This window comes from Eisenbergiella massiliensis (assembly GCF_003435485.1).
In genome coordinates, this window is the sequence record NZ_QVLV01000014.1 from 84,764 (window position 1) to 99,850 (window position 15,087).

Annotated in this window: 14 protein-coding genes; 2 read left to right on the top strand and 12 right to left on the bottom strand. The window is 50.4% G+C overall.

Annotated features, from left to right (window positions below):
• Positions 1-157: 157 nt before the first annotated feature.
• Together DXC51_RS18700 and DXC51_RS18705 are read left to right on the top strand one after the other, a co-directional pair.
• A complete protein-coding gene (locus DXC51_RS18700; RefSeq protein WP_181970138.1) occupies positions 158-1,387 on the top strand; it encodes a response regulator transcription factor in 1,230 nt (409 codons plus the stop codon).
• Positions 1,384-3,135: a sensor histidine kinase gene (locus tag DXC51_RS18705; RefSeq protein WP_117545159.1), complete on the top strand. Its 1,752-nt coding sequence runs from the start codon at positions 1,384-1,386 to the stop codon at positions 3,133-3,135. Before DXC51_RS18700 ends, DXC51_RS18705 begins: the two co-directional genes overlap by 4 nt.
• Before the next feature lie 136 nt (positions 3,136-3,271).
• Here the strand turns inward: DXC51_RS18705 and DXC51_RS18710 are convergent, their stop codons facing one another.
• From DXC51_RS18710 to trpE, 12 genes are all read right to left on the bottom strand, one after another.
• Positions 3,272-4,171, bottom strand: coding sequence for a hypothetical protein (locus DXC51_RS18710; protein ID WP_117545160.1), 900 nt, complete (start codon positions 4,169-4,171; stop codon positions 3,272-3,274).
• Positions 4,172-4,439: 268 nt separating this feature from the next.
• Positions 4,440-4,622: a 50S ribosomal protein L32 gene (rpmF, locus tag DXC51_RS18715; protein ID WP_081745460.1), complete on the bottom strand. Its 183-nt coding sequence runs from the start codon at positions 4,620-4,622 to the stop codon at positions 4,440-4,442.
• Between the two features lie 3 nt (positions 4,623-4,625).
• On the bottom strand, positions 4,626-5,150 hold the full coding sequence (locus DXC51_RS18720; RefSeq protein WP_025490199.1) for a YceD family protein: 525 nt from the start codon (positions 5,148-5,150) through the stop codon (positions 4,626-4,628).
• Positions 5,151-5,246: 96 nt separating this feature from the next.
• On the bottom strand, positions 5,247-6,545 hold the full coding sequence (locus DXC51_RS18725) for a GDSL-type esterase/lipase family protein (RefSeq protein ID WP_117545161.1): 1,299 nt from the start codon (positions 6,543-6,545) through the stop codon (positions 5,247-5,249).
• Positions 6,546-6,557: 12 nt separating this feature from the next.
• The gene (locus tag DXC51_RS18730) at positions 6,558-7,949 is read right to left on the bottom strand and encodes an MBOAT family O-acyltransferase (protein WP_243003230.1); all 1,392 of its coding nucleotides are present in this window, start codon (positions 7,947-7,949) and stop codon (positions 6,558-6,560) included.
• Between the two features lie 269 nt (positions 7,950-8,218).
• Complete coding sequence (gene trpA / locus DXC51_RS18735) at positions 8,219-9,016, bottom strand: tryptophan synthase subunit alpha (protein WP_021637221.1); 798 nt, start codon at positions 9,014-9,016, stop codon at positions 8,219-8,221.
• Positions 9,009-10,193: a tryptophan synthase subunit beta gene (gene trpB, locus DXC51_RS18740; RefSeq protein WP_021637220.1), complete on the bottom strand. Its 1,185-nt coding sequence runs from the start codon at positions 10,191-10,193 to the stop codon at positions 9,009-9,011. Before trpB ends, trpA begins: the two co-directional genes overlap by 8 nt.
• The gene (locus DXC51_RS18745; RefSeq protein WP_243003231.1) at positions 10,186-10,872 is read right to left on the bottom strand and encodes a phosphoribosylanthranilate isomerase; all 687 of its coding nucleotides are present in this window, start codon (positions 10,870-10,872) and stop codon (positions 10,186-10,188) included. Before DXC51_RS18745 ends, trpB begins: the two co-directional genes overlap by 8 nt.
• The gene (gene trpC / locus DXC51_RS18750) at positions 10,869-11,651 is read right to left on the bottom strand and encodes an indole-3-glycerol phosphate synthase TrpC (protein WP_117545162.1); all 783 of its coding nucleotides are present in this window, start codon (positions 11,649-11,651) and stop codon (positions 10,869-10,871) included. Before trpC ends, DXC51_RS18745 begins: the two co-directional genes overlap by 4 nt.
• 11 nt (positions 11,652-11,662) lie before the next feature.
• Entirely contained in the window at positions 11,663-12,670 is a 1,008-nt protein-coding gene (gene trpD / locus DXC51_RS18755) for an anthranilate phosphoribosyltransferase (RefSeq protein ID WP_117545163.1), read from the bottom strand.
• A 56-nt stretch (positions 12,671-12,726) separates the two neighbouring features.
• The gene (locus DXC51_RS18760) at positions 12,727-13,296 is read right to left on the bottom strand and encodes an anthranilate synthase component II (RefSeq protein ID WP_102288682.1); all 570 of its coding nucleotides are present in this window, start codon (positions 13,294-13,296) and stop codon (positions 12,727-12,729) included.
• Positions 13,293-14,768, bottom strand: coding sequence for an anthranilate synthase component I (trpE, locus tag DXC51_RS18765; protein WP_117545164.1), 1,476 nt, complete (start codon positions 14,766-14,768; stop codon positions 13,293-13,295). The genes DXC51_RS18760 and trpE overlap by 4 nt, the downstream gene beginning before the upstream one ends.
• Between the last annotated feature and the right edge of the window lie 319 nt (positions 14,769-15,087).

Sequence of the window (15,087 nt, forward strand, 5' to 3'; positions counted from 1 at the left end):
CCGGCATTTTACAGCCGTACAAATGTTGAATTGTGTATCACTTTCTTTTATGATACACTTATTCGTAGTGTATTTTTTATATATGCCAGTGACTGGATGCAATATCCGCCCGGTCCTGTCAAAAACCCCATTAAATCAATGCAGCAGGAGGCCAGAAATGATTCCCACACTAATCGCCGATGATTCCATTGCGGAACTCGATGTCATCTTATATCTGATTAAAAAATATGCCCTTCCCCTGGAGCCAGCCGTTGCCTCAGACGGCGAAGAAGCGCTTCATTACATACAGCAGTCCCCCGTGGAGCTTCTGATAACGGACATCCGCATGCCCTTTATGGACGGGCTGGCCCTGTCGGCAAAAGCGCTCGCTGTCAATCCTTATTTAAAAATTATTATAAGCAGCGGGTATCAGGATTTTTCCTATGCAAAAACCGCTATTTCCCTCGGAGTGGAGGAATATCTTCTCAAGCCGATTCAGCCACAGGAATTTACACAGATTATTTTAAGAATTGCTGATAAACTGGAAAAAGAGAAACAAAAAAGGCAGGCTGACCACCTTCAGCTTGCCTACAGCCGGGATCAAATTACCCAGCAGCTGCTCCGCGGCGCCCTGCGGAGCGGAAAAGACGGAATGCTGCCCAGGGAGATCCGCAGCCTGATGCCTGATAAAGGGGAACTGCTGTTACTGACAGCCGAGTCCGGAAGCCTCAGCTCCCTCTTTAACCTGAAGGCTGAAATCTGCCAGCTTGCCAGCCAGTTTTTTAATTATCCCGCCCGATGTATTCCCATTGATTCCCAATTTCTTCTGCTTGCTGTGGATTTTTCAATCCCGGCGGATGAAGAATGCGGCAATGCAAAGAAAAGGGCAGATAAATTTGTGGAACGGCTTAAGAATATGTACCATCTGCCATTTCGCGGAACTTCTTCTTCCATGCCTGCTCCGGAACAGCTTCTGCCGACGGTACAGGCCATGGAACTGTCTCTCTCCGATACGCCCCCGGAACCTTCTGAAAATAAACAGGAAATTAAAAACCTGGACTCTGCAAACGGAAAGGTACGGTTTGTCTGCGAATATATCTCCACTCATTATCAGGAGAATTTAAGCCTGGAGGCACTGGCAGAAATTTCTTATCTCCATCCTGATTATCTGTCGCGGATTTTCAAGAAAGAAACGGGAATGAACCTGAACCGCTACATAAAGACCTTCCGGCTCAATCAGGCCTGCCGCCAGCTGGAAACCACACAGCAGAAAATCACAGCCATCAGCGCCTCTGTCGGTTACCAGAACTGTGCCTACTTTATCCGTTCCTTTACGGAGCATTTCGGAATCAGCCCTGAAAAATACCGTCAGCAGCACAACCAGTTTTCCGGAGGGAAATCATTATGAGAACTTTAGACCTGTTTTTCCGATATATACGTGATATGAAGCTTAAGACAAAGCTCATCTGCATCTATATCATCGCTTCCTTTTCGGCGCTTTTCCTTCTTCTGATAGTATTGAAGGCCGCCCTGGGGAAGCAGCTGTTTTCCCATGAACAATCCATGCTGAGCAATGCGCTCAATCAAAGCATCTCCCAATTGGATGCCCAGATAAATGACACCATTAATCTTTCAAATGTAATCTATAATAATGACGATATTATAAGCGCAATCAATGTGGATTACGGGAAAGATTATTTCAAAATGTATACTGCCTACAGCAATATCATAAAACCGGAGCTATACATTTATAAATGCCTGATTCCGGAGGTTACCGATATCCTGCTTTATTCCTCCTGTGGGATTTTCCCCCACAAAAATCTGGTAAACAGTCTGTCAGATCTGGAAACAGAACCCTGGTTTCCGGAAATAAAGGATATCCATACTCCCAGCTGGATAGTAACCGGCACAAAGGAGAGCCCCAGCCTGGCATCCATACGTATGCTTCCCAAGATACCCTCCTATCCATTTGATAATTATCTGTATCTGGAAACGGATTATAAGAATTTTTTCGCCTGCACCAATTCCATCAGCCAGGACGCCTATGGTCTTGTTATCGCCGGAAAAAACAATTCCCTGATTTATCAGTACCATTCCTTCCCCGGGGATGACTTTCCTGTGAATGCACAGGAGCTGCTGACGGATTATGAAAAAACCGTGGAGGAATACGGCAGCCGCTATATTTTTCTTTCAGCGCCTGTAGAATCGGCCGGATGGACTATTTACTATTACAGTCCTATCAGCAATGTGAAAGGGACGGTGGAACGGACAATCTTTACCTCATTCTTTTTGATAGCCCTCTGTTTCACCATACTTTTCCTGCTCACCTTTTTTACCGTTAACTCTATCCTTTCCCCCCTCAGACAGCTGACCGGGGTGATAAGCAAAATATCCCTGGCAGACATCGAGAAGCATGAGCTGCTGATTATCCCCAACCGGAATGATGAAATCGGAAAGCTGATTCACACCTTTAATTCCATGCTGAAAAGGATACGTTCTCTTATTGATGAAGCTTATGTACAGAAGCTGAAAGCAAAGGAATATCAGCTGAACGCCCTGCGCGCTCAGATTAACCCGCATTTTCTTTACAATACGCTTTCATTGATAAGCGCACGGGCTATTATAGCGGAGCAAACCGAAATCAGTGAAACAGTGCAGCTTCTGACACTTTTTTACCGGACTTCCCTGAATAAAGGGCAGGATACTACCACCATACGGAATGAACTGGAGAACATAAAGGCGTATATTTCAATTCAGCTGATTCTTACGAGCCATTCCTTCCTTGTGGAATATCAGCTGGAGGAAGCTCTTCTGGAGCTGCCTATTCCCTGCCTGATACTGCAGCCCATTGTTGAAAATGCCATCGAGCATGGCCTGCGCAGCAGCCGCAGACAGCCCAGAAGGCTTATTATCGCCCTGTCAGAGGAAAAAGGAATATGCTTTATCCGGGTAAGCGATAATGGCTGCGGCATTCCCCCCGATAAAATGCAGGGGCTTTTCGCCTGTGAAACAACGCATATCGGGATAAAAAACGTAAACGAGAGGCTGAAGCTTTCCTACGGAGATAATCTGGGCCTGATAATAAACAGTGAGGCGGACAACGGTACTGAAGTCATTATCAGAATACCGCTGCAGAAAAACAGTCCTAAACCCTGAAATTATCGAAACGAAAAAGAGTGGCTGCCGGTTTTATATTTCGCCTGGCAGCCACTCTTTTTATGAAACCATATGTCACTTACACCATACCTACAGCCAACACAGCGGACAGACCATAAAAGCCCGGCGCCATCATTCAGCTTATCATTTCCGCACCAATCTCATATTTCCATTTCCCGTTCTTATATTCCGCAGTCACATCATGAAAATAATAAGCGCCGGTTCCGCTTCTGTATTTTTCCGCATTGCAGGTCACTTTTCCATTTTGGTTGGAAAGCTCCTCTATCGTTACAAGAATCCCGTTTTCTATTCCCTTTTCCCGATCAAGGATCCCCTGCGCCGCCAGTTCCTCCTGTGTGGACTGAGAACCGAATCCGCCGAAATACGTGCCTCCCAGATAAGCCAGCCCTTCTTTCTCCCCTTCGCTTAAAGAGGCAACTGACGTAAAATCAAAATAGCTTTCCGTAATACCTTCATTCAGTCCCGGATCTGTCTTCGCCAAATCCTGAAGCAGCTGCAGATAAAGCAAAAATTCCGGGTTCCCCGACTCCCCGGTGAGCTTCAGAGCGGAATAAGTAAACTGCGCCGGATAGCTTTCCTCCACACCTCCATTCCAGGTCAGCTCCACTATCATTCCCGGAACCAGCTCAGACAGCCCTATCGTTTCACCGTCCTGGTTTTCCAGGATATTTCCGTGCCCGATGCGGCAAAGCCCCGGATAGGCATTGTCCATTCCACAGGCCAGCAGTCCATCCTGTGTTACCTCGAATATTTCAAAGCGGCCTTTCACTTCATCGTCACCCGCATCCGTTTCCGGTACTTTTCCCTCCTGCTCCTGCATATCCGTTCCGAGCGCCGGTTTTTCTGTTCCGTCTGCCGGTGTTTGCGTTTCTTCCTTCCGGGTATTTCCGGCTTCTGTCTCTATTTTCAACGGTTCCTCCGCCGCAGTCTCTTTCCCGCTTCCCTGTCTGCCGCACGCTGTCAGCAAAAACGCCAGACTGACAAAAATAAGAACTGTTAACTTCTTTTTCCGCATATTAATTACGCCTCCATTTCCCGCAGTCCCTGCAGCCGCCCTTACATCCCTCCGCCGCAGTCATCATTGTGTTTCATTATCAATTGCCCATTCCTGATCATCCGCACCCGTACTTTATTATACACGATTCCTGCCTGTTAACCAACCCTTCTTTCTCTTACCGGCAAATAGTAAAAAAAGAAATCCATCTATTTCAAAACTGAAATACGATGGATTTCCATGATAGACTGTTCTGTGTTCCCTGCCGCTTAATCAAGCGGAAAAACAATTAGTTTTCTACGGAAACGATCTCTCTCTTGTTGTAAGAGCCACAAGCCTTGCAAACTCTGTGAGGCATCATCAGTGCGCCGCATTTGCTGCACTTAACCAGTGTCGGAGCGCTCATTTTCCAGTTTGCTCTTCTCTTATCTCTTCTGGATTTAGAAGATTTATTCTTAGGACAGATAGACATTACTTACACCTCCTTGTTCTCACGAAAGATATCCATAATTGCCGCCATTCTGGGGTCCGGAACAAAGGTGTCGCAATCGCATGTCCCTTCATTCAAATCTTTCCCGCAGACACTGCAAAGTCCTTTGCAGTCCTCTTTACAGAGAATTTTCATCGGCCAGCATGTAATGATTTCATTGCTTATCAGGCTGTCTACATTCAGCTGATATCCTTCCAGGAATCCGCTTTCCTCATCCTGTTCCTCCGCATTAGCCACATCGGGCGATACGGCAGCCACAGAAGCGTGAACCGCAAATTCTCTTGTTACTTCACGAAGGCACCTGTCACATTTCAACTCCACAGTCACCTCTGCATCCGCTTCAATCAATGCTCTCCCCTGACCATTGTTGGCAAGAGTAAGCCTGACGGGTGTTTTCTCAAGAATCCTGAAATCCTCACCCTGAAATCGTATGCTTGTCAGCTCCAGAGGAACCTCTTTTGTAACAGACTTTTCTTCTTCTGTAAAGACATCTGTCAAATTGATTAACATAGTAGACTCCCAACGAATCCGGTCAAGCCGAATCCCATTCGCACTTCAACAATTATACATAACCATGCACATTTTGTCAACCACCAAATTTTCCTTCTATTCATCCCGCACAATACCATGTCCCAGCAGATAATTCTTCCAAAGCTGGTAGTACTTCGCTTTCAAATGTATCTGGTCAAAGGTATATTCCGTCACCAGGTCGCCGTTGGCATCGCAGACCGCATCATTTACTTCCAGATAGAAGATATCCTGATTGTTGGCCATGGCTGCCAGCGCCTCGTTCCTTTCATTAATAGCGGCATTGTTGAACACCTTATCCGTACGGCTCTTTTCACCGCTTACACGCATGATGCCCTGTACGAAAATAATGGCCTCCGGCTGCAGCTGGCGTATCCGGTTCACGGTGTCGGCATAAACGGTAAAGAAGCTTTGCGTTGTCCCTCTTCCCAGCTCATTGATTCCCAGCATTATATAGATCTTCTTAAACTGCTTCTGTGACAGCGCCTCTTCAATCGTCACCTTCGTGCCGTCGTCCAGCTGGGCCACCTTTTTGGGCGATTCAAATACATTATAAATCGTCAGCGAGGTCGCCGCATAGAAGGTAGCGCGATCCCGCATTCCTGCGTATTCACACAATCCCACCGTTCTGGAATCCCCAATGAACAGCGCGTCATTAAAATAATCCTCGCTCACCGTAGTGAATTCATATGTTTTATTGGTGTTCTCTTCCGAAGCACCCTGCTGTTCCTGCCCCTCTGCCAGCTGTTCCTGGCTCTGTGCTCCGTTCTCCGGCATATTTTCCGGGTTCTCAGCCTGGGAAGCCCCTCCCCCTTCAGCCGGAACCTGATTTTCGGATACACCTCCGCCGTCCGGTATCTGCATGGGAATTTCCTGCTTTATCTGCTCCGGAGCCGGTTGATTGATCAGCTTTCCGAACTTATCATACATCGGCTGTACGGAATTGCCTGATACCAGTCCGTCCCCCGCCAGGAAATTGCCGCTGACCGAATTCTGCGATACACTGCCCTGACCGTTTCCCTCAGCCTGACCTGACCCATTATCTGAAGCCTGTGTAGTCTGTGTTTCCTCAGGTTCCGGCATTTCCGCCGTGTCCGGGACATTTCCCAGGGTTTGCGTTTCCTGCAAAACGCTGTTCTCAGTATCTGTTCCCGCCTCCGCCATCGTCTGGCTGGCATCGCTATTGCCGAACAGCTCCCACGGATACACGCCGTCCTTCCATCCCTGAAAAACCAGAGACAGCCCCGGCGTCATCCACCCGTCCGGCTTACTGTAGGCTGCATAGATACTGTGCTCACCTGCGTACCCGGCTCCTGTTATTACCAGCCCGCTCACAAGCAAAAGCAGAAAGAGCGGACATTTTTTCCAATTCTTCATTATTATGCCACCTTAAAATCTGAAATACATAAAAGGATTGTTAGCCTCATTCGAAAGCTGGTAAACAGCCGCCCAGAAAATCACCAGCACAAGCGCATATCCATACCATTTCCGTTTATGCCTGTTAAACCATACGGATACCGCCGGTATACAGAAGAAAATACCGCCCAGCAGCAGCCACCAGTACATGGAAAGATACTTGAACACATCCCCGGGATTCAGCGTTTCTCCCACACCGAAGAAAGGGAACAGCCTGCCGAAATAAATGCCCAGATCCTTCAGGCTGGTCACTGCAAAAATCACCCAGGTAAGAGGGATTATAATCCACACATAAACATGGGACAGCACGCTGTGCCGGCTCAGCCACTTTCCATATATAAGCTTTTCGAGAATCACAAAAACGCCTACCGTAATGCCCCAGACAAGGAAATTCACACTTCCGCCGTGCCACAGCCCCGTCAGCAGCCAGACAACACACAGGTTCAAAACCAGCCTGGGCAGCCCTTTCCTGTTGCCTCCCATGGGAATATAGACATAGTCCCTGAACCAGCTTCCCAGCGTCATATGCCACCTTCGCCAGAAATCACTGACCGAAACAGCCATGTAAGGCTGATTGAAGTTCTTAATATAAGGCAGCCCAATCATCATGCCGATTCCCACCGCCATCAGGGAATAGCCTTCGAAGTCAAAATACAGCTGCAGGGAGTAGGTAAACGCTCCCAGCCAGGCCAGGGGCGTGGAAATACTTTCAAAACCGATGGTCTGGATATCATTCCATAAAAGTCCCAGCTTGTCCGCAAGCAGCACCTTGGCCCCCAGACCGATTACAAGCAGCCGCAGGCCCTCTTCAAACTGCTGCGGCGTACAGCGGGGCGCCTCCAGGCTGTCCTGCGCATCCCCATACCGCATGATAGGGCCGCTTGTCAGCTGCGGGAACATGCATATGTAAGAGCCGAAAATCCAGAAGGAACCGGCAGCCTCCGCCTTTCCCCGGTAAACATCCATCTGATAGGAAATCATTTTAAAGGTATAAAAACTGATTCCCAGGGGAAGGAGGATATTGCTGTCCGCAGCATTTCCGATTTTGAAAAAAGCAAGCACTCCCACATCCGTTGCCAGCGCCAGCAGAAGCCATTTCCGCTGCTTCTTATGCCGCCACCTGCTGTGCGGGCAGGGCGATTCGATATCCGTGCGCATATTCCGCCCGATAAGGAAATTAAGCGCCGTACACGCCAGCAGCAAAAGGACAAACTGCGGCTCCCCGCAGGCATACATCAGGATACTGCCGATAAAAAGTACAATTTTTCTGTATTTTACAGGGGTGAGATAAAAAATAACCAGAAAAACAGGCAGGAACCGAAAAAGGAATTCCAGACTGCTGAATACAAGGCTATTCTCACTCATTATCTTTCCTATTTCAAATCCTGCCACATTCTCCACTCCAAACGTCATTTCTAATTCAGTATTACCGCGGCCCCAGCCCCACTGTCCCGGCATTGGACCATGCATTTGCATACCGCCCGCCATATTGATTACGACATAAAACGACCTGCCACGGCCTATTAAGCATAATACATTTTAATAGGAATGAAAAGAGAATTTTCGCGATTTTTTTAACTTAATGAAATCTTAATATTACTGTAATAATTTACAATCTGCTGCCGCAAAGCGCTTTACAGGCTCTTCTGCGCCTCCCTGGCGGCACATACGCCGGCCTTCATTTTACTCACGTATTCCGCAAGAGCTTCCCCGGCCTGCCCTCCCTTTTCGGCGATAATTTTCACAATAGCGCTGCCCACAATAGCCCCGTCGGATAATGCTGCCATCTGCCGGGCCTGATCCGGCGTGCTGATGCCGAAGCCCACCGCGCAGGGGACATCCGTAACTTCCCGGATCTCTTTGACAATGGCGCCTAAATCCGTGGTGATTTCACTCCTTACACCGGTTACTCCCATGGAAGAGACGATGTAGAGAAAGCCTGCTGCCTGCGAAGCAATCTTCCGAATCCGTTCCTTAGAGGTAGGCGCAATCATGGAAATCAGATCCACGCCATGTGCTGTTGCCGCAGGCGCCAGCTCCCCCTTTTCTTCAAACGGAAGATCCGGAATGATGATTCCGTCCACGGAAAGCTCCCCGCATTTTTCAAAAAACCGATCATAACCATAGTGGAATACCGGGTTCAAATACGTAAGGAACACCAGCGGAATCCGGGATTTTTCCCTGACCCTGCGTACAATATCAAACACGCCGTCCGTGGTCATCCCTGCGCCGAGGGCGCGGATATTGGCCTCCTGTATCACCACGCCCTCCGCCGTCGGATCGGAAAAGGGAATGCCGATTTCCACCAGATCGGCCCCTGCCTTCTCCATTTCCAGAATATATTCCACCGTTTTATCCGCATTCGGATCCCCCGCGGTAAGAAAGGCAATAAAAGCCTTTCCATTTTGAAATGCATTTTTTATGTTACTCATAAAGCTTCCTCCCTCTGTAGCGCGCTATAGCCGCCACATCCTTATCGCCTCTGCCTGACAGACAGATAATAATATTTTCCTCCGGCCCGTACTGCCTTGCGGTTTTCATCACATGGGCCACCGCATGGGCGCTTTCTATCGCACAGATAATCCCCTCCGTGCGCGCCAGATATTCAAAGGCCTCCACAGCCTCCTCATCGGTTATCGGCACATACTGCGCTCTTCCCGTATCGTGCAGATACGCGTGCTCCGGCCCGATCCCGGGATAATCCAGCCCTGCGGAAATGGAATAAACCGGCGCTATCTGTCCGTATTCATCCTGGCAGAAATAGGATTTCATCCCGTGGAACACTCCCAGCGTCCCCTTAGCCATGGTAGCCGCATGCAGCTGTGTGTCCACGCCTTTTCCCGCGGCCTCACAGCCGATGAGCTTCACGCCCTCATCCTCAATAAAACGATAAAACATTCCCATGGCATTGCTACCGCCGCCCACGCACGCCACAACCGCTGCCGGAAGCCTTCCTTCCTTTTCCAGAATCTGCTCCCTCGCCTCTTTGCTGATCACGCTCTGGAAATCACGCACTATAGTAGGAAAAGGATGAGGCCCCATCACGGAACCCAGCACATAATGGGTATCGGACACCCGGTTGGTCCATTCCCGCATGGTTTCATTCACCGCATCCTTCAAGGTCTGCGTTCCGCTGGTTACCGGATGCACCTTCGCGCCAAGCAGCTCCATCCGGTATACGTTCAGCGCCTGTCTGTCTGTATCCTCCTTCCCCATAAAAACCTCGCACTCCATGCCCAGCAGCGCCGCGGCCGTAGCGGTTGCCACCCCATGCTGCCCTGCTCCGGTCTCCGCGATCACCCTGGTTTTTCCCATCTTTTTGGCCATGAGCACCTGGCCCAGCACATTATTTATTTTGTGGGATCCGGTGTGGTTCAAATCCTCCCGCTTCAGATAAATCTTCGCGCCGCCCAGATCCCTGGTCATCTTTTCCGCATAGTACAGAAGGGAAGGCCTGCCGGCATATTCCTTTTGCAGACGGTCCAGCTCCTCCAGGAAATCCGGATCCTTTTTATAAAATTCATAGCATTCCTCCAGACGGATCAGTTCATTCATCAGGGTTTCTGAAATATACTGTCCTCCAAAAATACCAAAACGTCCCTTACTCATCGCAATTCTCCCTTTCTTTCCCGGCCAGCCTGACCGCTCTCATAAAATCCAGTATTTTCTGCCGGTCCTTTACCCCGGCGTTTTCCACACCGCTGCTTAAATCCAGCGCATATGGTTCAAACAGCCGCACCGCCTCCGCCGCGTTGCAGGCATTCAGCCCTCCTGCCAGGAAAAAGGGCTTTCCCAGGCTTTTTGCTTTTTCCGCCACGGACCAGTCAAACACCTTCCCATCTCCGCAGCCGCCGTCAAGCAGCAGATAATCGGCGCTGCTTTCCTTCCATGCATCCAGCTGCCTGCCATCCGTAATTCTGACGGCCTTAATCACCTTTTTCCCGCTCTCCCGCCTGATAAGCCGGATTTGCTCCTCCGTTTCCTGTCCGTGAAGCTGAACCGCTTCAATGGTTCCATCACGCAGGAGCCTGAGTATCTCCTCCGGCTTTTGATTCACAAATACGCCCACCGGGCAGATTTCCCTTCGAAGGAGCCTCCGAAGGGCGGCCGCCTGGGACGGTTCCACCTGTCTGCGGCTTTTTGCGAAGACGAAGCCCACATAATCGGGACATGCCTCATTAACATAGAAGATATCCTCTGTCCGGCTCAGTCCGCAGATTTTAACCTTCGTCCTTCTTTCCGCCGGCTTCTCTTCTTCCGGAAAAGCCGCCGGTATCAGGGGGCTCACAGCCGGCCGCGCAGTCTTTCCAGTTCTCTGCGCTTGTCAGGGCTGCGCATCAGCGTTTCCCCAATTAAAACTGCGTTTGTGCCGTTTTCTTCCAGTATCCGGATATCCTCCGCCGTCTTCATGCCGCTTTCGGAAACGAACAGAATTTCTTTTGGAACCAGCTCCCGCAGCCGCACCGAATTGCTGATATCCACCTGAAAGGTTTTTAAATCCCGGTTGTTCACTCCGATAATCCTCGCGCCGCACTCCAGCCCCTTTTTTACCTCATCCCTGTCATGCGCCTCCACCAGCGCCGACATTCCCAGGCTGTCCGCCAGCCTGAGATACCGCTTCAGTTCCTCCTCCCGCAGAAGCGAGCAAATCAGCAGGACTGCCGACGCCCCCAGCAGCCTGGCCTCATATATCATGTATTCATCTACGGTAAAATCCTTCCGCAGTACCGGAATATGGATCTTAGCTGCAATCTCCTGCAGATACCTGTCGCTTCCCATGAAAAAATCAGGCTCCGTCAGGACGGAAACAGCGGCAGCCCCCGCCTTTTCATATTCTCCTGCAATCTGAAGATAGGGGAAATCAGGCGCGATAAGCCCTTTTGACGGAGACGCTTTTTTCACCTCACAGATGAAAGAAAGCTCCTGCCCGGCAATGGCTTTTTCAAAAGGAAAGCCCGTAACAGCCGGGAGCTTCTCCGCTTCCTCCTGCAGTCTGTATAAAGGGACCCTTTTCCTGCGCTCCGCTACCCGTTCTCTTGTTTTATCCGCTATGGCTTCCAATATCATACCCAATCCTCCTAGCTTCTGGAACAGGCGGCAAACTCCTCCAGCTTCCGCTTCGCTTTTCCGCTGTCGATGATTTCCTCTGCCATTCTCACGCCCTCCTCCATGCTTTCCGCCCTGCCCGCAATATACAGGGCGGCGCCTGAATTCAGTACCACCGCATCTCTTCTGGGGCCTTTTTCCCCGTCCAGGATCTTTAAGGTAATCTCCGCGTTTTCCTCCGGCGTCCCGCCTTCCAGCTCCTTCTTATCACATTTGTGAAAGCCAAACTGTTCTGGTTCGATGTAGTAGGTTTTATAGCTGCCATCCTTTACCTCACAGACAAAGGTTTCCGCGCTCATGGATATTTCATCCAGCTTATCCATCCCATACACTACCATCGCGCTCTTTACGCCAAGATTTACAAGCACTCTTGCCAGCGGTTCCACCAGTTCCTTATTATACACGCCCATAACCTCCATATTCGCTCCCGCCGGGTTGGCCAGAGGACCCAGGATATTGAATACGGTACGGATTCCCAGCTCCTTACGCACCGGCCCCACATAACGCATGGCTGTATGGTATTTCTGGGCAAACAGGAAACAGATTCCGATTTCCTTCAGCAGCTCCGCGCTTTTGGCCGGGGCTATGGTAATGTCCACGCCCAGCGCCTCCAGCACATCCGCAGCGCCGCATTTGCTGGAAGCGGCCCGGTTGCCATGCTTTGCCACAGGTACGCCGCCGGCCGCGATCACCAGGGCGGAGGTGGTGGAAATGTTGAAGGAATTGGAACGATCCCCTCCGGTCCCCACGATTTCCAGCACATCCATATCATTCAGAAGCCGGACACAATGATTTCTCATCTCCTCCGCCGAGCCTGTGATTTCCTCAATGGTTTCCCCTTTCATGGAAAGCGCCGTCAGATATGCGCTTTTCTGGATGTCGCTGGCCTCTCCGCACATGATCTCATTCATAACCGTTTTGGCGGTTTCATATCCGATATCTTCTCCGTTTGCCAGTGTGGCAATTGCTTCTCTAATCATTTCTGTATTCCTTTCTGTTATATTATATATTACTGGTTTCCTCCGCCCGGATGGCCTTAAAAGACCTGCAGCAGATTTTTAATTATTGTTATTCCGGCGGGCGTCAGCACCGATTCCGGATGAAACTGGACACCATATACAGGATATTCCCGGTGTTCCACGGCCATCACTTCCCCGTCTGCCGTTCTGGCAGTTATCCGAAGCTCCTCCGGTATGCTCTCCGGCTCCGCCCCCAGCGAATGATACCTGGCAACCTGTATGGAGCCGCCCATCCCCCGGAAAAGGCGGCTTTCCTTTTCCAGAAAGGCTTCCGAGGTCTTTCCGTGCATCAGCTGTTTTGCATATCCGATTTTCGCGCCAAAGGCCTCACAGATGGCCTGATGGCCCAGGCAAACCCCAAACAGCGGTATTCTGCCGGAAAGCTTTCTGACCACCTCTTCACACACACCGGCCCGGGAGGGCGTCCCAGGGCCGGGGGAGAGAACAATCAGTTCCGGCCCCATGGCCTCAATTTCCTCTACGGTTCTCTCATCATTGCGGATAACCCGGATATCCGGATTTACTGAGCCAATCAGCTGATACAGGTTATAGGAAAAGCTGTCATAATTATCAATCAGCAGTATCATCTGTCAATCCCTCCTTCCGCCATCTCAAGGGCAGTCATCACTGCCTTTGCCTTGTTAATGCATTCCTGATATTCCTTTTCCGGCTCGCTGTCCGCCACAATGCCGGCGCCGGAGCGGATGAATACCTTTCCGTTTTTTGCATAGGCCAGGCGGATGGCGATGCAGGTATCCATATTTCCGGTAAAGCCCAGATAACCAATGGCGCCGCCGTAGATCCCCCTCTTATTATCTTCCAGTTCATTAATGATTTCACAGGCCCGCAGCTTGGGCGCTCCGGAAAGCGTTCCCGCAGGCAGGATGGCATCCACTGCATCCAGCGCGTCTTTATCCTCCCGAAGGCTTCCTGAAACCGTGGATCCGATGTGCATCACATGGGAATAACGCTGGATGCTCATGTATTTTTCTACCTTAACCGTTCCTATGCCTGCGATCCTGCCGATATCATTTCTTCCCAAATCCACCAGCATATTGTGCTCCGCACATTCCTTTTCATCTGCCAGAAGCTCTCTTTCCAGCCGTTCATCCTCTTCCCTGTCCGCCCCTCTCGGCCTCGTTCCGGCCAATGGGAAGGTATAAAGCGTCCCGTCCTCCAGCTTTACCAGAGTCTCCGGGGAGGCGCCCGCTATTTCCATGCTGTCCCCGGAAAAATAGAACATATACGGCGAAGGATTCACGGTACGCAGTATCCTGTAGGTATCAAACAGGCTCCCTTCCATATCCGCCTCCAGCCGGTTGGAGAGCACCACCTGGAAAATATCTCCCTCCCTGATATAATGCTTTGCCCTTTCCACCATGCCGCAGTATTCTTCCTTTTCAAAGAGCGGCCGGAAACCGGAATGAAGCCTCAGCGGAGGGATCAGTGCTTTCCGTCCTCTTCGGATCAGCTCCTCCATGTTCCTCAGTTCCTCCATGGCTTTATTGTAAGTGTGATCCAAATCATCCGTTTTCGCATTGGCTATGAGAATGATTTTCTGCCGGTAATTGTCAAAAGCGATTACTTTATCAAAAAGCATCAGATCCACATCCTGGAATCCTTCCGTATCCGTGGCATCCAGCACAAGGCCCGGTTCGCTGTACTTAATGTAATCGTAGGAAAAATATCCCACCAGGCCGCCTGTAAACGGAGGAAGCCCCTCCACCGCCGGACTTGCGTTTTCCGACAGCAGCTGACGGATGCACTCCCCGGGGCCGCCCTCCGTCCGGATGTTGTGGAGTGCGTTTTTTATCTGTACCGAACCGTTGCGGCAGGTAATTTCCAGCGCCGGTTCATATCCAAGGAAGGTATATCTGCCCCATCGCTTATTATCCTCTGCGCTTTCCAGCATGTAGCAATGCCTGCTGATATTTTTCAGAATCCGCATCACCTCTGTGGGAGTTATTGCATCCGCATAAAGCTCTCTGGTCAGCGGCACCAGCCCGTAATCTCCCTCCTGCGCTATTCTTTTCGCCTGTTCCAGGGTCATCTGTTCCATTTTTATACCTCCTGCTCCCTGCCCGGACGGTGCGCTCCGGCAAAGCCTTCGCAATACAAAAAACCCGTCCAAGACAGAATCCTCATAAAAGTTTTCTGTCAAGGACGGGTGAATAAACTGCTCCCGCGGTGCCACCTTGATTCACGCAAATAAATAAACTGCGCGCTCTCGCCGGATACTATCATATCCGCGGCAACTGACGTATGCCTCACGTCACGGCTACTGGGCCAGCCTCTGCGGCTGCCTTCACCATGCCCTCCGTGGTCCATTTAACAGGCTGCGTCCTGTCCGTTCTCAGCATTCCGGACTCTCTGTAAGT

Coding starts and splice junctions, on each gene's coding strand:
- DXC51_RS18700 (WP_181970138.1), top strand. CDS start 158: ATGATTCCCACACTAATCGCCGATGATTCCATTGCGGAACTCGATGTC.
- DXC51_RS18705 (WP_117545159.1), top strand. CDS start 1,384: ATGAGAACTTTAGACCTGTTTTTCCGATATATACGTGATATGAAGCTT.
- DXC51_RS18710 (WP_117545160.1), bottom strand. CDS start 4,171: ATGCGGAAAAAGAAGTTAACAGTTCTTATTTTTGTCAGTCTGGCGTTT.
- rpmF (WP_081745460.1), bottom strand. CDS start 4,622: ATGTCTATCTGTCCTAAGAATAAATCTTCTAAATCCAGAAGAGATAAG.
- DXC51_RS18720 (WP_025490199.1), bottom strand. CDS start 5,150: ATGTTAATCAATTTGACAGATGTCTTTACAGAAGAAGAAAAGTCTGTT.
- DXC51_RS18725 (WP_117545161.1), bottom strand. CDS start 6,545: ATGAAGAATTGGAAAAAATGTCCGCTCTTTCTGCTTTTGCTTGTGAGC.
- DXC51_RS18730 (WP_243003230.1), bottom strand. CDS start 7,949: ATGAGTGAGAATAGCCTTGTATTCAGCAGTCTGGAATTCCTTTTTCGG.
- trpA (WP_021637221.1), bottom strand. CDS start 9,016: ATGAGTAACATAAAAAATGCATTTCAAAATGGAAAGGCTTTTATTGCC.
- trpB (WP_021637220.1), bottom strand. CDS start 10,193: ATGAGTAAGGGACGTTTTGGTATTTTTGGAGGACAGTATATTTCAGAA.
- trpC (WP_117545162.1), bottom strand. CDS start 11,651: ATGATATTGGAAGCCATAGCGGATAAAACAAGAGAACGGGTAGCGGAG.
- trpD (WP_117545163.1), bottom strand. CDS start 12,670: ATGATTAGAGAAGCAATTGCCACACTGGCAAACGGAGAAGATATCGGA.
- DXC51_RS18760 (WP_102288682.1), bottom strand. CDS start 13,296: ATGATACTGCTGATTGATAATTATGACAGCTTTTCCTATAACCTGTAT.
- trpE (WP_117545164.1), bottom strand. CDS start 14,768: ATGGAACAGATGACCCTGGAACAGGCGAAAAGAATAGCGCAGGAGGGA.